This is a genomic window from Chryseobacterium sp. (genome assembly GCF_045629545.1).
In the GTDB taxonomy this organism is placed as follows: domain Bacteria; phylum Bacteroidota; class Bacteroidia; order Flavobacteriales; family Weeksellaceae; genus Chryseobacterium.
Map to the genome: position 1 here is coordinate 34,309 of NZ_JAZQRK010000026.1, position 20,827 is coordinate 55,135.

Annotated in this window: 14 protein-coding genes; 1 reads left to right on the plus strand and 13 read right to left on the minus strand. The window is 34.6% G+C overall.

What is annotated here, in order from left to right; translation table 11 throughout:
* Positions 1-83 precede the first annotated feature (83 nt).
* The 13 genes from ACKI42_RS05545 to ACKI42_RS05605 all read right to left on the minus strand — a co-directional run bounded on the left by ACKI42_RS05545 (position 84) and on the right by ACKI42_RS05605 (position 17,169).
* Positions 84-2,699: a TonB-dependent receptor gene (locus ACKI42_RS05545; protein WP_407403289.1), complete on the minus strand. Its 2,616-nt coding sequence runs from the start codon at positions 2,697-2,699 to the stop codon at positions 84-86.
* Between the two features lie 324 nt (positions 2,700-3,023).
* Entirely contained in the window at positions 3,024-3,905 is an 882-nt protein-coding gene (gene nadC / locus ACKI42_RS05550) for a carboxylating nicotinate-nucleotide diphosphorylase (protein WP_407403291.1), read from the minus strand.
* 23 nt (positions 3,906-3,928) lie between these two features.
* Entirely contained in the window at positions 3,929-5,500 is a 1,572-nt protein-coding gene (nadB, locus tag ACKI42_RS05555) for an L-aspartate oxidase (RefSeq protein WP_407403293.1), read from the minus strand.
* 29 nt (positions 5,501-5,529) lie between these two features.
* On the minus strand, positions 5,530-6,159 hold the full coding sequence (locus ACKI42_RS05560; protein ID WP_407403295.1) for an NAD(P)H-dependent oxidoreductase: 630 nt from the start codon (positions 6,157-6,159) through the stop codon (positions 5,530-5,532).
* Positions 6,160-6,294: 135 nt separating this feature from the next.
* Positions 6,295-6,771, minus strand: a complete 477-nt coding sequence (gene rnhA, locus ACKI42_RS05565) for a ribonuclease HI (RefSeq protein WP_407403297.1) — start codon at positions 6,769-6,771, stop codon at positions 6,295-6,297.
* Positions 6,772-6,824: 53 nt separating this feature from the next.
* A complete protein-coding gene (gene dnaB, locus ACKI42_RS05570) occupies positions 6,825-8,411 on the minus strand; it encodes a replicative DNA helicase (RefSeq protein ID WP_407403299.1) in 1,587 nt (528 codons plus the stop codon).
* A 140-nt stretch (positions 8,412-8,551) separates the two neighbouring features.
* A complete protein-coding gene (locus tag ACKI42_RS05575) occupies positions 8,552-10,612 on the minus strand; it encodes a gliding motility-associated C-terminal domain-containing protein (RefSeq protein ID WP_407403301.1) in 2,061 nt (686 codons plus the stop codon).
* A 100-nt stretch (positions 10,613-10,712) separates the two neighbouring features.
* On the minus strand, positions 10,713-12,788 hold the full coding sequence (locus ACKI42_RS05580) for a T9SS type B sorting domain-containing protein (RefSeq protein ID WP_407403303.1): 2,076 nt from the start codon (positions 12,786-12,788) through the stop codon (positions 10,713-10,715).
* Between the two features lie 86 nt (positions 12,789-12,874).
* Positions 12,875-14,110 carry an MFS transporter gene (locus ACKI42_RS05585; protein ID WP_407403305.1) on the minus strand — a complete coding sequence of 412 codons (1,236 nt, stop codon included), beginning with the start codon at positions 14,108-14,110 and terminating at the stop codon, positions 12,875-12,877.
* Between the two features lie 66 nt (positions 14,111-14,176).
* The gene (locus tag ACKI42_RS05590) at positions 14,177-14,539 is read right to left on the minus strand and encodes a hypothetical protein (RefSeq protein ID WP_407403307.1); all 363 of its coding nucleotides are present in this window, start codon (positions 14,537-14,539) and stop codon (positions 14,177-14,179) included.
* A 69-nt stretch (positions 14,540-14,608) separates the two neighbouring features.
* The gene (locus tag ACKI42_RS05595) at positions 14,609-16,108 is read right to left on the minus strand and encodes a GH3 auxin-responsive promoter family protein (RefSeq protein WP_407403309.1); all 1,500 of its coding nucleotides are present in this window, start codon (positions 16,106-16,108) and stop codon (positions 14,609-14,611) included.
* A gap of 116 nt (positions 16,109-16,224) precedes the next feature.
* Positions 16,225-16,542, minus strand: coding sequence for a hypothetical protein (locus tag ACKI42_RS05600; RefSeq protein WP_407403311.1), 318 nt, complete (start codon positions 16,540-16,542; stop codon positions 16,225-16,227).
* A gap of 234 nt (positions 16,543-16,776) precedes the next feature.
* The gene (locus ACKI42_RS05605) at positions 16,777-17,169 is read right to left on the minus strand and encodes a hypothetical protein (RefSeq protein WP_407403313.1); all 393 of its coding nucleotides are present in this window, start codon (positions 17,167-17,169) and stop codon (positions 16,777-16,779) included.
* A 246-nt stretch (positions 17,170-17,415) separates the two neighbouring features.
* Here ACKI42_RS05605 and mfd point away from each other — a divergent pair, with 246 nt between their 5' ends.
* Complete coding sequence (gene mfd / locus ACKI42_RS05610) at positions 17,416-20,778, plus strand: transcription-repair coupling factor (protein WP_407403315.1); 3,363 nt, start codon at positions 17,416-17,418, stop codon at positions 20,776-20,778.
* Positions 20,779-20,827 lie beyond the last annotated feature (49 nt).

Sequence of the window (20,827 nt, forward strand, 5' to 3'; positions counted from 1 at the left end):
ACTGATAATTTTAAGTTAATTGCAAAGATAAAAAAAATCCCGACGTAGAGTCGGGATTAATATCATTATAAGAATTATTATTCTTAGAAATTGAAAGATAAGTTAGCTGACCAAGTTCTTCCGAATCCGAAATAAACTCTGTTAGCAGTAGCAACACCTTCATACATTCTTCCCGCTTCATAGTAAGATTTACCTTTGTCTGGATCACCATTAGTTGTAATTTTGTCATCACTGAAGATATTTGTGGCACCATCAGCAATATAGGTAGTATCAAACAAGTTGTATACATTTGCCCCTATTGTGAAATAGTTTGAAGGATTGTTCAATCTAATTTTATAAGAGATACCTAAATCAAATACATTGAAATCTGGTAATTGTAAAGTACCTCTTTCTTGATTTTCGATTTTAGAGAAAGTTGTAGGATCAATAGATGAATATAATTCTCCTGTATATCTCCAAGTACCATAGATTGATAAATCTTTTACTGGTCTTAGTGTAGCTCCTAATGAAGCAGTAAATTGAGGGATAGAGTTAGATCCTGATCCTCCTACTTTTACACCATCTAAATAAAGTGTAGTACTATTAGTTCCTCCTACAACATTAATCGGGTTATTGTTATTATCAAACGTAACTCCTGTAGCATTTCCTTCATACTTATAGTCTCCGTAAGATAACATACCTTGGAATTCTAACCAATTAGTTGCTTTGTAGCTTGCATCTACCTCAACCCCCATGTGTACCTGGGTGATTCCGTTAATTTCAGCATATCCTGCTACTATAGAGCTAATATTCGTTGTTGGATCTAAAACATCAAAATCTTGAGATTTTCTCATCCATCTGTCTTTCCATTCAGTTCTGTAAACGTTAACGTTTGCATTGAATTTTGCAGATCTAAAACCATATCCTAATTCAGCAGAGAAAATTTTCTCGTTGGTAAGAGTTGGATTAAGAACTTGTTGGTTAGATGGGTAAACAGAATTCATAAATGGTTGTTTACTATAGTATCCTATATTACCAAATACATTATGGTTATCGTTGATATTATAGTTTAATCCCCCTTTAACATTGTATCCAAAAAGGTCTTTGAAACCAGTTTTAGTATTCACATTTTGTCCTTGTTGAATAGTAGATCCATCATTTTTCACAAAGTTATCAATTCTTTGGTATGATTGATTAGAGATTGATCCTTGTACAAATGCAGAAAGATTATTTTTAGAATACTCGATTTGTCCGAAACCAGAGTACCATAATACTTCTCCATCGTTACTGTAACCTACTTGGTCTTCTAAATCTGCAGTTTTACCACCGAATGGGTTCCAAGATAAGTTTTTATAATTGAAAGCTCTAGAAACGACTCTAGGAGCTAAATTTACATTTTTATTATCTTTATATCCCGAAGCACCATATAGATTATTGATAACTTGGTAGTGGTAACCATAATAATATCTATCATCAGTTCCTATTGAGAAATTCCAATTATCATTTATTTTATGCTGGAAGTTTGCGATAATACCATACCAGTTGTGAGAGTTGATAGAAGATCTCTGTACCAACGTAGAGTTTGAAGCTGTAGCTGGATTGTTAAGATTTACAGCTGCATTGGCAGCAAAGATTGCATCATAGTCGTAATGTCCACCAGCATCTCTTGTAAAGTTGTTGATCCCTTTACCACCCACTCTTCCTAAATCACCAGTACCACCACCTCTACCATTAGAAGCATAGATTACTGTAGATAATTTAGATTTTTCAGACATCGTCCAATCCCAGTTCAACATCATTACAGGCTTAGCGTAGTAGTTACCTCTATTTGATAGAGCTACTCTTTTACCCTCGCTATTTGTATAATATCCGAAATCTGAGTTGTAAGATCTGTTTGGAGTACCGTCGTTATCTGGATTATATTTGATATAATCATTAATTGTACTTGCATAACTTCTTTGATCGTGCCATTGTGGAGCAGAAGTTAAAGTAAATTGAAAATTGTGTTTTTTATTTGGTTCAAAACCTAATGCAAAATAATATGCATAAGCTTCGAAGTCTGTGTTCTCAATATAAGTAGAACCAGCTTGTCTACTCATTAAAATTGAAGAAGACCAACCATCGTTAGATTTTCCTGTGTTATAAGCAAAAGATGTCTTTAAATAGTCGTTGTTACCAACTCCTAATCTTACTACACCTCCTTTTTTCATATCAGCAGTTCTTGTTATGAAGTTCATCGTACCTCCAACAGATGCGATTGCCAATTTAGAAGAACCCAAACCTCTCTGTACTTGTAGTGTACTAGTAACATCAGAAAGACCAGACCAGTTTGAGAAATAAACTGAGCCTCCTTCCATATCATTCACTGGCATACCGTTTACCATTACAGCAATATTTCTAGATTCGAAACCACGCATTGTGATACCTCCATCTCCAAATCCACCACCACTTTTAGTAGCATATACTGATGGAGTTGTATTCAAGATTTCTGGTAATTCTTGGTTTCCTAATCTTTCAATAATTTGAGCAGCTTTAATCGTTGATGCAGCTACAGGTGTTTTTCTATCTTTAGCGATATCTGTTACACCTTGTAATATTACCTCTTCAATATCTTTAGACCTTGTTGATTTCAAGGTGTCCTGAGTTTGTTGAGCATAATAAATACTAGCAGTAGAAAGTGATACAATCACTGTCAGCATCGATTTGTTGATTAATTTCATAATCGTAAGTAATAGTTAGATTTAATTTTTGTGCAAAAATCGGTAAATTTATTTTAACTATTATTAACTTAATGTTAATTTTTAATCAATCTCAATAAGCTGTAAATAATTTATTATGAGTACATTAGATTATTTCTGAATTTTCATGTGAAAAATGTCATATTATCTATTTTTTAAGGATAATAAGATGTTTTTATGAATTGCATAATAATAAAATTAGCGTATATTTCGTATTCGATTATAAATTTTTTAAAATAAATAACCTTAATTATAGTAAAAAATACAGTTTCAATTCCTCACTGATACACAAAAAATTTATAAATTTTACTCGTTAAATAGTTCTAATTGTTTTACCGCCTTCAGGCTAAGATCTATATTTTCAGCCGAATGCGTCAGCGCTCCAGCAGAAATATATGTTACGCCCGTAGTAGCAATTTCTTTTAGTTGATCTCTGGTAATTCCACCAGAAGCTTCACTTTCGCAACTGCCATTGATCAATTGAACTGCTTTTCTCATCATTTCAACATCCATATTGTCCAGCATAATCCTATCTACATTGGCTGCAATAGCTTCTTTTACCTCTGCTAGATTTCTAGTTTCGACTTCAATTTTAAGTTTCTTTTTGGTTGTTTTGATGTATTCTTTAGCCATTCTTACCGCATTGGTAATACTTCCGTTATAATCTATATGATTGTCTTTTAGCATAATCATATCATACAACCCGTATCTGTGGTTGGTGCCACCACCAATGGCAACTGCCCATTTTTCACAAACTCTGAAGTTAGGCGTTGTCTTTCTTGTATCTAAAAGTTTAGTTTTAGAACCAATCAATCTAGAATCCCATTCGTGAGTAAGGGTGGCAATCCCACTCATTCTTTGCATACAGTTGAGTACCAATCTTTCAGTAGTAAGGATAGATCTTGCGCTACCTGTTACAGTAAGTGCTACATCTCCAATGTTGGCTGTTTTTCCATCTTTAATGAAAATTTCTACTTTTAAGTTTTTATCAAAAGTTTTAAAAATCATTTCGGCTAGTTCTACACCTGCCAAAATACAATCTTGTTTTACCAATAGCTTAGCACTTTGCTGCAGATTTTTGGGTATGGTAGAAAGAGTAGAGTGATCACCGTCTTGGATGTCTTCTTCCAAAGCATTTTTTATAAATTGTTTGATCACTTTATCAGTCGCGTAGTTGGGTCTTTTCATGTTGATTGTGTAATTATAATGCTTTATGCTAAATCTTTGTTGTAAAATGCGCCTTTGTTTTGGGTCATCTCAATAGATTGTGTGATGATAAGGTGGGCAACAGTAGTCAAATTTCTAAGTTCTGAAAGTTGTGGTGAAATAATAGAGTAGCGGTAGGTTTCATCTACAGCCGCAGCAATTTCTTGGTGCTTTTGTAATGCCATTTTCAGTCGGCTATTACTTCTTACAATACCTACAAGGTCACTCATCATTTCTTGAAGTTGTTTTCTCAGATAGGAGACGATTACCATTTCTTCTATGATTTTCATGCCATCTTCATTCCATTCTGGGACAGCCTTTAGATCTTCTACATTGAAGTTGTTTTCTCTAAGAAGCTGCATTGTCTTTATGGCTGCATTATGTCCGAAAACCAAACCTTCTAGAAGAGAATTCGAAGCCAATCTATTGGCACCATGTAAGCCAGAATTGGTACATTCGCCCACCGCAAAAAGATTGTTGATTGAAGATTGTCCGTCTTTATCTACTTCAATTCCTCCCATCAGATAATGACATGCAGGAACAATAGGTATCAATCGTGTAAATGGATCAATTCCTTCACTCTTGCATTTTTTATAAATATTTGGAAAATGTTCTAAGAATTTTTCTTGGTCCATTTCTCGACAATCCAATCCTGCGTATTCATCACCAGTAATTTTCATTTCGCTATCAATGGCTCTTGCTACAATATCTCTAGAAGCCAATTCTTCGCGTTCATCATACTTATGCATGAATTTTTCACCTCTTTTGGTTCTCAGTTTTGCACCATCACCACGTACCGCTTCGGATATTAAAAACAACATTCCGTCTAGCTTGCTGTACATTGCAGTAGGGTGAAACTGATAATATTGCATATTAGTCACTTTTCCTTTTGCACGAGCTACGAAAGCAATTCCGTCACCTGTTGCGATGGTTGGATTGGTAGTGTTTTTATAAACATGTCCTGCGCCTCCTGTAGCCACTAATGTAATTTTTGAAGTAATTTTTTTTATGAGTTTAGACCTTTCGTCCAAAATATACGCGCCATAACAATGGATGTCGCCTTCATTCAGTTCTTTTCCTGGTACGTGATGTTGCGTAATGATATCAATCACATAATGATGATCTAGGATCTCAATATTAGGGCTGTTTTTTACGGTTTGTAAAAGTGCTCTTTCGATTTCAAAACCTGTAATATCTTTATGATGAACAATACGATTTTCTGTATGGCCACCTTCTCTTCCTAAGGCAAATTCGCCGTTTTTCATATCGAATTGCGCGCCCCATTCTACAATTTCGTTGAATCTTATCGGAGCCTCCCTTACTACCATTTCTACTACATCGCGTTGGTTTTCGCCATCGCCAGCTCGCATGGTGTCTTCTATATGTTTTTCGAAATTATCATTCTTAAAATCTGTAACCACAGCCAAACCACCTTGTGCATACTTGGTGTTGCTCTCGTCTTCATCAGATTTTGTAACGATGATTATTTTGGCATTCGGTAATTGTTCGGAAACCTTAATGGCATAAGATAATCCCGAAATTCCGGAACCAATTACTAATACATCCGCTTTTATCATAAACTTACTTTAGGGTAATTGTTGGCTACTTATATAAATTTAAACAATTTATCGTTGGGTTTTCTTATTTTTTTTAAATGTTGAAAGTCATCATCCTCAGATCTATATCCCAAAGCCAATGTAACAGTCACTTTTTCTTTTTCTAAATCGATACCTAGAATTTCATCTATTTTATCTTGTCTAAAGCCTTCCATAGGGCAAGTATCTATTTCCTCTATAGCAGCCGCATACATCAGATTGGCAAGTACAATATAAGATTGCTTTTCTGCCCAGTTGAAAACTTCGTCTTCATTTTTTTGTTCGATATGATGGCTAATGCTATTCTTGAAAAGTGCAAGATCATCCATTGGCACCTCTCTTACCTCAGAAATATGAGAAAAATAACCTTGAATATAACGCTCGTCTATCTTCTTTTTAGAAACTATTACAATAAGGTGAGAGCAAGTAGAAATTTGGGAAGGATTGTAGAAAGCAGGGATAAGTTTTTCTTTCATCTCTTGGCTTTCCACAATAATTATCTCATAAGGTTGTAACCCTAGAGAACTAGCCGTAAGTTTACCAGCTTCCAAAATACGAAGTAGTTTTTCTTGAGGAACAATTTTCTCGGGATTAAATTTTTTCACAGAATATCTTCTGCTAAGTGCTTCCAAATGATTCATAAAACAAATTTAGGAATTGAATATGAATAATAAGAGTATTAAAGCAAATATTAGTAGGAATAATACCGAATTGCTAAGGTTTTTCTTTAAAATTATCGATGAAAATAATTGCAATCGGAAAAAGGGAGAATGAATCTAGAATAAACCTTGGTTTTCTAATGATTCAAAATAAGTATCTACCTCCAAAATTTCAGAGTTGGCGCCTGCTACCGCAAGTTGATCGCAAATTTCATTTTCGAAATGCCCAGCATGTCCCTTTACCCAATACATCGTAGGATTGTGCTGATTGTATAGCATCACGAATCTTTTCCACAGATCAGGATTTTTTACATTTTTCCAGCCTCTTTTAATCCATCCCGCAATCCAATTTTTATTGATAGAATCGGACACATATTTGCTATCGGTAAATACATGGATGTCGTTTTCTGTGGATTTCAGTTTCTCTAGCGCCGTAATTACCGCCAAAAGTTCCATGCGATTGTTGGTGGTTTTTCTGAAACCTTTAGAAAATCTTTTTTCGTAATTTTTTTCAGGAACGCGCATCAATATTCCGTATCCACCTTTACCAGGGTTTCCACTGCATGCACCATCGGTATATATTTCTATTCTCAAGTGGATTGTAAAATGAATTTAATTATCAAAAAAGAAAACACTTTTTTATTTATTTAAAATGGAAAATCTTCTTCATCATCAAGATCATTCATCGAAGATCCGGATAGTTTAGATTTTTCTGGAAGATCGAAAGCAGCACCTGGTTGGATAGTAGTCTTTATTTTATCAAACCCACTTTGATCTTGTGGTTGCGCATTACCAGAAGGGTATCCGTATCCACTTCCAAATACATCCAGATCGCCAAATTTTGCAATATTCTTCATGAACGACATTCTTACGTCTGCCGTAGCACCATTTCTATGTTTTGCGATAATAAGCTCTGCTTGGTTTTCTGTAGAAGTCTCTTGTCCTTCTTCATCATTATCCCAAACGGCAATTTTGTAATATTCTGGTCTGAAGATAAAAGATACAATATCGGCATCCTGCTCAATAGCTCCAGATTCCCTAAGGTCAGAAAGTTGAGGTCTTTTCCCTGGTCGAGTTTCCACACTTCTAGAAAGCTGTGATAGGGCAATTACAGGAACATTCAGTTCTTTGGCAATAGCCTTCAAGGATCTAGAGATCATGGCAATTTCTTGTTCACGATTTCCAGCTCCTTTACCGCCACTACTCGCAGTCATTAACTGAAGGTAATCCACCATGATGATTTTTACACCATGTTGCATCACCAATCTTCGGCATTTTGCACGGAAATCGAATATTGATAGAGATGGAGTTTCATCTATAAAAAGTGGTGCGTTTTCTAGTTCGGATACGTTGGAGAATAGTCTTTGCCACTCTTCATCGCTCATTTGTCCTTTTCTTAATTTTTCTGATGATATACCTGTTTCGGACGCAATCATCCTTGTAATTAATTGTACAGAAGCCATCTCCAGAGAGAATAATGCCATAGGGATTTTGTGTCCTACTGCAATATTTCTAGCCATAGAGAGAAGAAATGCGGTTTTACCCATAGCAGGACGTGCTGCGATAATAATAAGATCCGAATTTTGCCACCCACCAGTTTCTTTGTCAATGCCAGAAAAACCAGAGGGAACTCCAGATATTCCTTCTTTATCCTTAAGAGATTTTATGGTGTCAATAGCCTGTTTTACCAAAGAATTTGCGGTGTCGAATCCTTTTTTAATGGTTCCGTTGGTGATTTCAAAAAAAGATTGTTCGGCTTTGTCCAAAAGTTCAAAAACATCTGTAGATTCTTTATAAGAGTTATCTATAACATTTGCAGAAACATTGATTAAGCTTCTTAAAATATATTTTTCTAAAATTACCCTTACGTGGTATTCTATATGTGCAGAAGAACTCACTCCCATTGTCAATTCTATGATGTAGCTATCACCACCTGCAGTATTCAGGCGGTCTCCTTTTCTAAGCTCTTGTATAACGGTCATCAGATCCACGGGGAAGTTACCTTCGTATAATTTTAAAATAGTTTCGAAGATCACTTGGTGTCTAGGATCATAGAAAACTTCTGGCGTAAGAAGGTCAATAGATTCATCGAGTCCTTTTTTGTCTATTAAAAAAGTACCAATTACTAATCGTTCAAAATCTAATGCGTTGGGAGGCATTTTGCCGTCTGCAATAGATAATTCCTTAGCAAAGTTTCCTTGAGTAAGAGATGATAAAGTTTCTTTTTGAGCCATAGTGAATGCAAAGATAGTTTTTTTTAAGAAAAATAATTTGGATTGAGTTCTTAATATTTTGATTTATAGACTACACTTGAAAAGTAAAAAAAATCACTTCATTGCTGAAGTGATTTTAGAAATTTGTATTTAGAAAATATTTATTCAATATTTTTAAGAAGAATCCAACCGGTATATTTGGTAGGCGTATTTTCTTTATTGTCTTCAATCCAAGTGATGGTGTACCAATATGTACCAGTATTCAGTTTTTTACCGCCAGAGGTTCCATCCCATTTATAATTTCTTTGTTTATCAGCTTCATGCACTTTGTTTCCGTATCTATTGTAAACTGAGAATACAAGATTTTTTTTGTAAGCTAATGCAGAATAATCTATTTCATCATTGATGTTGTCTCCATTTGGAGTTATTGCATTGATGAGATTTGGGACTGTTATTTCTACCATCATTGGGTCACAATCGAATTTGTCTTTTACAAACACTTTCACTTCACCTCTTGGTAAATTAGAAAATATATTAGATTCTTGCCACGTAATGCCATCTAGCGAATATTGATAAGGAGCCGTGCCACTATTTACGTTTACGGTAATGGTATTATTGCTAATATCGATATTGGAAATTACAAATTGTTGGTTGGCATGCACTTTCACTTCTTGTTTTGTAAAACATTTGCCTGTTTTTAATATCACCCAATAAGTTCCTACACCAACTCCTTGTATAGATTGCGTGGTAGCACCAGTACTCCATTCATATCCATCAAATCCAGGACCTGCATCTAATGTAGTTCTATCTTCTATACAAATAGTTTTATCTTTTAAAATACCAGATTTTGCAGGTGGCAAAACTTTAAGGCTAATTTTTGTAATCACATAACAATTGGCTACACTCGTGATTCTTACGTATACTTCGGTAGAGGGAGTGATATATGCAGTAGGATTAAGAATTTCATTGGTTCCAGCTTGTGCATTAGCTAAAGAGGTGTAGAATTTTTTTGTAATTCCAGTATTTGATGTCACATTAGCAGAAGTAAGATCAAAAGAAGCTGTAGTAACAGCAGATTCTATATAACAAGATTCTAATGCTGCAGGTGTAGCTTGAATGTTTGGATAAAATTTCAATAAGATTTCTCCAACATCTGTACAACCTTCCACAGAAGTTACCAAAACGTAAACTGTTTTCTCAGCGGAAACGTATGCTGTGGGATTCATTATTTGATTAGTGTTGGCATTAAGATCAGCAAGGGTTGGATAGTATTTTTTAGTAGCCAATGGATCTGCAAATACTATTGCTGAAGTAAGGTTGTAAGTTGCTGTACCTGCACCATTATTATTACATTCTGTAAGGTCATCATCTAAAGCGACAATATTTCCTTGTTTAAATTTAAATTCACCCAACTCGAAACAACCATTAATAGGGTTTGTAGCATTATTTGGATCCTGATAACGTAATCTGTAATAATAGGTTGTAGTCCCGTCAATCGTCGTTGTGGTAAGTGGATTATTGCCTGTAATGGCATCATTATTAGTATTATGATAAGTAACTACAAAGTTGGGATTGTTATTTAGAATTCCTGCAGAGAGTGTAGTGAAATTAAATTGCGTTGGTAATGCACATTTTAGTATTTCTTTTGGATCTGAAGGATTTGCTGCAGGAACACCAGGAGTTACAAATGGAAATGGCGTTAATGCTGGATCGTTAAAAGCCGAGGTAAGAGTAGCAGTACCACCCCAATTTAGAGAAAATCCGTTTCCTGAGCTCAAAAAGTTATCAATCACCAAATAATAGGTTTCACCAGCTAACACATCTAAATAAGCACTCATTGTTCCACTAGTGGCGTTACCTGTAAGTGTTAGGTCTAAACCTGTTGGCCCATCCACCCCTGAATAATTACATCTAATAGGTGGAGATAAGGCTCCACAAGTTTGGTTGGGTCCATATACCCCAAAATCGTAATCATCTGCATAATCATTTGGATTAATGACAAAGGTAAGAGTTCCTGAAGTTGCAATGGTAAAAGTATACCATACCGAATTGTGCTCATCACTTGAAAGACACCCCATTAAATCTTCAGCTTCAGATCCGCTACTTACAGAATTATAAGAAAAGCTTGAATTACCACAGACAGGCACTGCAGATATACAATCTGACTGAGAATAAAATAGTTGAACTAAAATTATCGTAAAAAAAAGTAATATTTTTTTCATATTGGGTAACTTTTCTTCAAATTTAATTAAAATTATACAATTTATTGTAAAATAAAGAAAATCGCTTCATAAAGCGATTTTCTTTTGAAACTTAGATCCTTTATTCTCTGTTTTTAACCATAATCCATCCAGAATATTTCATGGATGTCTTGTTTTTATTATTTTCATTCCAAGTTACAGAATACCAATAATTTCCAGTGGCTACCTTTTTGCCTGCTATCGTTCCATCCCAGGTATAACCATTAGATTTGTCTGCTCTATGAATCTTGGTTCCATAACGATCAAATATGTCCATTATCAAATTGTGACTGTTAGCGAAAGATGAATAATTAATTACATCATTGATGCCATCTCCGTTTGGAGTAATAACATTCACCAAGTTAGGGATTGCAATACCAATCTGGATTGGTATACAATTGTAAGCATCTTTTACATATACTGTGTAATCTCCTCTTGTAAGATTATTAAACACATTAGAATCTTGCCATACAATATCATCCAAAGAATATTTGTAAGAAGGTGTACCACCTACTACATTTACAGTAATAGTACTTGTAGTGACATCAATATATGTGATCACGGGTTGCTCAGATGGATAAACTGTCACTTTTTGCATAGAGGTACAATTTCCACTTTTCAGCTGCACCCAATACGTTCCCACACCAATATTAAATACAGATTGTGTTGTAGCACCTGTGCTCCACAAATATCCATCAAATCCAGGACCTGCGTCTAGTGTGGTTGTGTTTTCTATACATATTATTTTATCTTCCAATACTGTACTATATATTGGAGGTATTACATACAAATTGACTTTAGCTACATTGAAGCATCCATTTGCATCATTTACTCTCACAAAGGCAACGCCTGTAGGAGCAATATGGTTTGCAGGACTTTGTATTTCGTTGGTATTATTTACAGCATCAGCCTCAGAAGGGAAATATTGTTTTGTAGTACCTCCTTGCAAAGTAACATTAGCGGTAGTAAGATCAAATAATCCTGTGGAAGGATTTGTGTCTATAAAACAAGATCTTAATATGGCATCTGTCACAACAATAGGAGCGTAGAATGTAAGTTTGATCTCAGCAATATCTACACATCCATATTGGGAAGTTACTTTTACGTATACTGTTCCACCAGCTGAGGTGTATTGAAAAGGGTTTGTAATTTCGTTAGTTCCAGCAATTGCATCATTCATTGTTGGGAAGTATTTGTATACAACATTCGTATTTGCGGTTACGATGGCATCAGATAGATTGAATACAGCTGTCCCTATATCATTATTATTACACGCAGTAAGAGTGGCGTTATTTACCGTGAGTGCATGTTGCACAAATTTGAATGTACCAGGTATTCTGCACCTATTGATTGCTCCCGATGGTGCTGCGGGATCATTATACATGATTGCATAATAATAAGTGTCCGTAGTATTTACCGGAATAGGTGTATTAATAGGATTATTGCCATTAATAGCATCGTTAGGATTATAATGATAATTTACAATGAAATTTGGGTTGTTGTTGATAATACCAGCAGATAGCGTACTGAAATCAAAGACTGCTGGATCCGAACAAACTATAACTTCTCTAGGTGAAGTAGGCGTTGGGCCTGGATCACCTGGAGCAATAAATGGATTAGGTTGATAAGCTGAATTAAAAGGTGAGACCAATTGTGCTGTTCCACCCCAAGTCAGTACAAATCCGTTAGCGGAAGAGGAGAAGTTATCTACAATTAGATAGTATGTTTCTCCTGCAACTACATTCATATAAGAACAAAACGGACTTTGGGTTGCAGTAGCTGATGTAAGGGTTGAGGTCATATTCAGTCCTGTAGGGCCATCTGCTGCAGAATAGTTACAACGAATTGGGGATCCTAGGTTAGCACATGTTTTATTAGGTCCATACACTGCCCAATCATAATCATCACTTAAGTCATTGGGATTGATGTTAAAAGTCAATGTACCAGAAGTTGCGATATTAAAGGTGTACCATACAGAAAAATGTTCTCCGCTAAGACATCCACCTAGTGTTTCTAAAGTATCTCCAGGTCCTGTAGGGGTAAATGATATAGGCGAATTACCACACACCTGAACGGTTGTAGCACCGCAATCGGAACTAGATTGTGCAAGGAATATTTGTGATAGACAAAGTATGAAAACCAGTAAATATTTTTTCATATTTTTTTTTTATAAAAGTATGAAAAAATAATATTAACCTTGCGATAAAATTTAAGATTATATTTAAATAATATAACGATTTTTAATTAATATTGCATATTCCTCAATTTCTTGTTATTACTACCAACCAATAGTGCTATAAGTACAGTAATACTACCTCCAATCACTACAGACCTTACTACGCCTAGCATTTTTGCCATCAGACCACTTTCGAATTGCCCCATCTCGTTACTAGACATAATAAAAATAGAATTTACACTTAGCACTCTTCCTCTGATATGATCAGGCGTTTTCAGTTGTACAATAGTTCCTCTTATTACTACAGAAATCCCATCCAACATTCCACTTAAAACTAAAAAGAAAAATGATAACCAATAATATTGTGACAATCCGAAACCAATAATACAGAGTCCAAATCCTGCCACAGCAACCAATAATATTTTGCCTTGGTTTTTCCTTAATGGTACCATGGCTAAGGTTGCAATAATAATCATAGATCCTATGTCTGATGCTGCATTTAGCAATCCAAAACCTTCAGCTCCAGATTTTAAAATATCCGTGGCAAAAACAGGAATTAGTGCAACGGCACCTCCAAAAAGTACGGCAAACATATCTAGACACAAGGCTCCTAATATCTCTTTAGTTTTTAAGATATAGTCAACGCCTTCCTTCATGCTTTCCATAATTTTCATATTTTCCTTTTTATTCTGAGAATGCTGTTCATTCAGTTGCCAAAAAAATATGGAAGCAATTACAATCAAAGAGATGATAACTAGTAAAGTATATTTTACACCGAAAAAGCCAATCAGAAATCCACCTATAGCATGACCACAAACAGATGAAGTAAGAAATGTAGCTTGGTTGAGTGTAATCGCACTAGGGAGATTTATCTTATCCACAATTTTTGGGATCATAGAAGGGACAATAGGTCCAATAAAAGCTCTGGCAATACCCGTGAAAAATATGACAGCATAGATAAAATAGGTAATCTGATGCCCAGAAAAATGCAATTCTATATTGTAAAATGCGGGGATAAGCAAAAGCCCAATCAAGAAAACATACGCATAATTACAAATAAGTAGTAGTCTCTTTTTCTCGTTGGTATCAATTACGTGTCCTGCGTATAAGGCGCAAGAAACTGCAGGAATAACCTCTGAAAGCCCAATAAGTCCAATGGAGAATGGATCCTTAGTCAGTTGATAGACCCACCAACCAAGAAGTGTAGCCAACATTCTAAATGCCAATACGATAAAAAATCTACCAGTAAGTAGATTTCGGAATTCTTTATTTTGTAAAGTCTTAAGTGGAGATAGAGAAATCATTCCACAAAAATAGCCCTAAATATAATTCGGGGCTATTTGTTAGTTGTATTTTTTTTATTGATAATATTAGTCGGCTCTAGACGAGCTTATTACAATAGCTGCTACAGCTGCTGCGCCTATTACTACAGCGCCTCCAGCTACTCTTGCACGAGATCTATCTTTTACAGAAACTACATTAGATTTTGGGATGATAACCTCTGCACTATCTTTTTTACCAGCTGTACCAATCAGATTGTCGCCATCAATATTACGGAAAAGCATTTTTTGACTTTTAGAACCATCTCTCATGGTTACCGTGTACATTCTTCCTGCTTCAAGGTTAGAATAGTTATTTTTAGAAATATCTTCACTATATTTTGTGGTAGCACATGACGACAATACAAATAAAGAAGTTAACAAAGATGATTTTAAAAGTACAGATGCTCTCATTATTATTTTTTATTTTCCCAAATTTATACTATTTTTTGAATATATGTTTTCAGAATCTACAAAAAGTGATTATTTTTTGTAAACTTTCAGGAGATCTGCAATTTTGGTATCATTAGCCAAACGCGGAATTTTATTTTGACCTCCCAATTTACCTTCAGATTTGGCGTACTCATGAAAGGCATTTTTTTGTAAAACACTTATTTTAAGTTTTTGCAGAATATTTCCAGAAACCAAATCATCATAATATGTATTTCTCTTTCTCATCTGATCGTCCAGTTCTTCTCTGAAATGACCTAGATTTTCTGGTTCCTTTTCAAATTCTACAAACCATTCATGGTAGGGAAGACCTTCCTCAGGATTAACTTGTGGAGCTAAATGAAATTCTGTAATCTGTGCCGGAAACTTCTCTAATGTGGCTTTCATTGCTTCTTCTACTTCAATACCGATTACATGCTCCCCAAAAGCTGATGTGAAATGTTTGGTTCTTCCACTTACCAAAATTCGATATGGCTTTTTATCAATAAATCTTACAACATCGCCTATAGAATATCCCCAAAGTCCAGAATTGGTAGAGAGTATGAGAGCATAATCTTTATTGAGTTGTACCTCTTTTAAGGTCAATCGCTGTGCATTGGGTTTTCCATATTGTTCTAAAGGAATAAATTCATAGAAAATGCCATGATTCGTCAATAACAAAAGTCCTTCTTTGGTATAATCATCTTGAAATGCAAAAAATCCTTCAGAAGCAGGGAAAGTTTGTACAATATCTACTTTTCCTCCCAACAGCATTTCCATTTTTTCTCGATATGGTTCATAGTTTACTCCGCCAGTAACAATCAATTGAAGATTCGGGAAAATCTCTTTTATTTTCTTTCCATTTTTTTCAATTAATTTTTCGAAATACATAATCAACCAAGGCGGTATCCCAGATATTAGAGTCATATTTTGCTTCTCTGTTTCCTCTACAATTTTATCTACTTTTGCCTCCCAATCTTCCATCATATTAGTTTCCCAACTTGGCAATCTGTTTTTTTGCAAATATTTCGGGATGTGGTGTGCTACAATACCAGATAATCTCCCTGTTTTTATCCCGAAAACTTCTTCTAGCTCTGGACTTCCTTGCAAGAATATCATTTTTCCCTTTACAAAATTGGCATTCCCCTTTTGGGCGATATAATGAAAAAGTGCGCTCTGTGCACCCGCAATTTGGTATGGCATTCCTTCTTTAGAAATTGGGATATACTTGGCACCAGAAGTTGTACCCGAAGTTTTTGCGAAATATTCTGGTGTTTCTGTCCACAAAATATTGCGCTGTCCGCGTTTTACTTTTTCTATATAAGGTTTTAGATTTTCATAGTCGGCAATAGGGACGCTCTTCTGAAAATCGGCTATAGATTTTATATTTTCAAACTGATGTTGTCTTCCAAAAAGCGTTTTTTCAGCATTTTTTACCATAGAAAGTAATAGCTCTTCTTGGTTTTTTTCTGCATTATTTTTAAATTCTTCTGCCTTCTGAACATGTTTTTTTGCCCAGATGAGCGCAATATTTTTCTTGAGAAAGTTTAACATAGTTCAAATTTATAAATAACTAAAGACATGATTCTATCATTTGGTGTAGAATCATAAAAAAACCGATGAAAAAAATCATCGGCATACAAAAATTATCGATGATAGAAATTGAATTGCTATTTATTAGCTTTATATCTTTTGTCTGGCGTCCCGTCTTTTTTCAAATTTTGGTTTTGCCTGTATCTTTTATCCGGAGTACCATCTTTTTTCATCTTCACATCCTTTGTTGGAGTGGTAGTAGTAGCGTTAGTTGTACCTGTTTTGGCATTTTTTGTTGCCGTATTGGTATGGGTAGTTGTTGTTTTCTGAGTTGGGGAAGTTTTCGTTGTTGTAGAGGTTACCTGCTGAGTCTTTTGTGTTGCAGGTGCTGCTTGTTGAGCATTTGCAAATCCTAATCCTAATACGATAGACATTGCAGTAAGAAATTTTTTCATGAGAAATATGTTGTTGTTTGTTGTACTAAAATTATACAAAAAGTATTCAACTATCATGTTTTTTATTAAGTTTAACTCAATTTTGTTACAGATTAAAATTAAATTAAAAGAAATATTAAAAAAATCCCTAGCGAAATCGTTTTTAAAATTGAGAATTGAACAGGATAATTTATAATAAAAAAACCTGTTTCATCAATAATGAAACAGGTTTTAAAAAAAATATGAATAGTGTGATTATCTCGTACAATTAGCTGTCCAAGTTTTTCCATCTTTTACATAAAGCATTTTCAATGTATTATTGTCTATTCTAATATAAGAGGTTGCTGAAGATCCTACACTTACCAATACGTTATCACCTTCTTTTTGAAATTCTACACCATTTAGGTCAGCAATTCCATCAGAGAAAGCAAAATTATATTTGGTTCCGCTGGCAATTTTTGTTACAAATACTTTACCATTATCTACCGTTTTTGTGGTATCCCCATCAAAATACTTGATGCTTCCATTGTATGTACCTGCAAAGAAATCATTATCTGCCGGATCATCGTCATTGTTACATGACATTATTGCTGTTGCAGAAAATACAACAAGCATAAAAATTCCTAATACCTTAATTAAATTTTTCATAATAATTTTGATTTAATAATTGAAATAAGTAATCGCAAAGATTGTGCCTATAAATTTTATTATTAATTTTTTTAACATATATTTAAATTAAATTATAAATAATTAAGAATCTGTAATGATTATGAGGATTTTGTTGGTTAAATTAAAATCTTTGAGAGCTGAGAAATTAGCATTACCTTTGTTATCATTCAATAACGATTTCGGGAAAGCCTCGAAATCGATTTTGTCGTTTATACCTATTTTTATATGCATTTAAAAACCATCAAAGAAAGTTTCTTACCAGATCTACTAAAAAAAGAATTCGGAAAAGAGATTTTTGCTCGGTTTGAAAATAATCAGCATCTCTCGGTGAAGGGTAATGCTGGTTCTTCTGTGAGTATTTTTGCTGCAGAACTTTTTCTTGCCCACAAAAAAAGCATATTGCTTTTGGTAGATGAGAAAGAAGATGCTTTGTACGTAAATACAGAGATGGAAGATCTATTGGGTTCTGATAAAGTTTTGTACTTTCCGGCTACCCATCTAGAACCTTATCAACTAGAGAAAACGCAGAATGCCAATTTGGTATTGAGAACTGATGTTTTAAATAAAATAAATTCTGAAAAGTCTCCCAAAGTAATTGTGGCTTATATGGGTGCTTTGTCTGAAAAAGTATTAAAAAAAGAAGATTTCAAGGCAATTTCCCATCATATTAAAGTAGGAGATCAGTTGGATTTTGATTTTGTAGATGAGTTATTATCGCATTACCAATTTCAGCAGACAGATTTTGTATCAGAACCGGGAGAATTTTCAGTGAGAGGTGGTATAGTAGATGTTTTTTCTTACTCTAATGAGAAACCTTATAGAATAACATTCTTTGGAAATGAGGTAGAAAACATTAAGACCTTCGATATAGAAACGCAATTATCGCTAGACAAAGTAAAAGATTTTAAGCTGGTTTCCAACATGAACTTTTCGGTTTCGGGGAGTAAAGTTTCTTTGCTAGAACTACTTCCGAAAGATAGTATTGTGGTTTCTAAAAACGCATCTATAGGCCTAAAAACCATAAAATCTTTCTATGATAAGGCAATACAGAAATATGCAGAACTCAATAAAGATATTGCACACAGAACTCCTCAAGAATTATTTATTTCTGATCAAGAATTTTTATTTGATTATAAAAAGTATAAAACGATAGATTTTGGAAGTGTCGCCGTAGAAAATGTAGAAAGTGAAGAATTGAAGCTCAACCAGACGCAACAACCTTCTTTTCATAAAAATTTTGAATTGCTTTTTGAAAATTTAGAAGAAAAACAAAATGATGGTTTCGAAACTTGGATTTCCTTCTCTACAGATAAACAAAAAGAAAGGCTAGAATCTATCTTTGAAGATATTGAAAGAAGATTGATTTTTAAAAGTTTTAAATCTGAACTTCATGAAGGTTTTGTAGATAACGATCATAAAATATTAGTCTACACAGATCATCAGATTTTTGATAGATACCAAAGATATAAAGCCAAAAATACGTTTGCCAAATCTGAACAAATCACACTAAAGGATTTGATGTCTCTGAAAATTGGAGACTATATTGCCCACATCGATCACGGAATAGGAAAATTCATGGGATTGGTAAAGGTGAATAACGATGGCAAAATACAAGAATGCTTCAAGCTAACTTATAAAAATGGAGATTTGCTCTATGTAAGTATTCACTCTTTGCATAAGATTTCTAAATATAATGGACCAGATGGTAAAGAAATTACCTTGAGTAAATTGGGTTCGCCAGCTTGGAAATCTTTAAAACAAAAAACAAAAGCCAAAGTAAAACAAATTGCTTTTGACCTTATCAAATTATACGCTGAAAGAAAAACGGCTAAAGGTTTTGCTTACACTCCAGATACCTATTTGCAAAATGAGCTAGAAGCAAGTTTCTTGTATGAAGATACACCCGACCAAGAAAAAGCCACTATTGATGTAAAGAGAGATATGGAAGCCGATACCGTGATGGATCGTTTGGTATGTGGTGACGTAGGTTTTGGAAAAACAGAAGTTGCGATACGTGCAGCCTTCAAAGCGGCTACAGACGGGAAGCAAGTTGCGATATTGGTGCCGACTACAATTTTGGCATTTCAACATTTCAGAAGTTTCCAAGATCGTTTGAAAGACTTTCCAGTAAATATTTCCTACTTAAATAGATTCCGAACGGCAAAACAAAAAGCTGAAACCATAGAAGGACTGAAAACGGGAAAAGTGGATATTGTAATTGGTACGCACCAATTGGCTTCAGAAAAAGTGAAATTTAAAGATTTAGGACTTTTAATTATAGATGAAGAACATAAATTCGGTGTAGCTGTAAAAGATAAATTGAAAACCTTAAAATCTAATGTAGATACGCTAACTCTTACTGCAACACCAATACCGAGAACTTTACAGTTTTCTTTGATGGCAGCGAGAGATCTTTCTGTTATTAAAACTCCACCACCCAATAGACAACCTGTAGAAACGCAGATGGTAGGCTTTGATGAAGAGACGATAAGAGATGCTATTTCTTATGAGTTGCAGCGTGATGGGCAAGTTTATTTTATTAATAATAGAGTAGAAAACCTAAAAGATATTGCTGGGCTTATACAAAGGTTGGTGCCCGATGCAAGAGTAATTACGGGGCATGGGCAAATGGATGGCAAACAGCTAGAACAGAATGTGCTGCATTTCATGGATGGGAAATATGATGTTTTGGTTTCTACAACCATTGTAGAAAGTGGAGTAGATGTACCCAATGCCAATACAATATTCATCAATGATGCACAAAGATTTGGGATGGCAGATATCCACCAGATGAGAGGTCGTGTGGGACGTAGCAATCGTAAAGCTTTCTGTTATCTTATAACACCACCTTTCGATTTGATTTCTAGTGAGGCTAGAAAAAGACTGGAAGCAATAGAGCAATTTTCGGATCTTGGAAGTGGTTTCCAGATTGCGATGAAAGATTTGGAAATAAGAGGCGCAGGAGATTTACTAGGAGGAGAGCAAAGTGGATTCATCAATGAGATGGGATTCGAAACGTATCAAAAAATGATGCAAGAAGCCTTGGAAGAGCTAAAAGATGATAAAGAGTTTGAAGATTTATTTGAAAATGAAGAAGATCGTCAGAAATTATTTAAGTCGGTAAAAGAAGTTAATATAGACACCGATCTAGAGTTGATGCTTCCAGATTCTTATATTTCGAGCACGGAAGAAAGATTGCTATTGTACCAAAAATTAGCAGAAATCAGTAGTGAAAAAGATCTAACGAAGTTTGAGTCTGAACTTTTAGATCGTTTTGGTGTACTGCCACAAGAAGTAATTAACCTTTTGAAAAGTGTTGCCCTAAAATGGTTGGCATCCGATATTGGTTTTGAAAAAATTGTGATGAAAAATGGTGTATTCTTGGGATATTTCCCAAATAATCCTCAGGATAAGTTTTATCAGACCGATCAGTTCAGGCATATTATTACCTATCTTACTCAAAATCCATCACAAGCACAGCTAAAAGAAAAAATGGGTAAAGAGGGTAATCAGCTGATGATGAGAAAAGATGGGGTGCAGAATGTAGATGAGGTAAATGTTTTATTAAAATCTATATTGGGATTGTAGAAACGCTGTGTCTATAATGCTTACTTATTTATTTTGATGGCTTATAGAT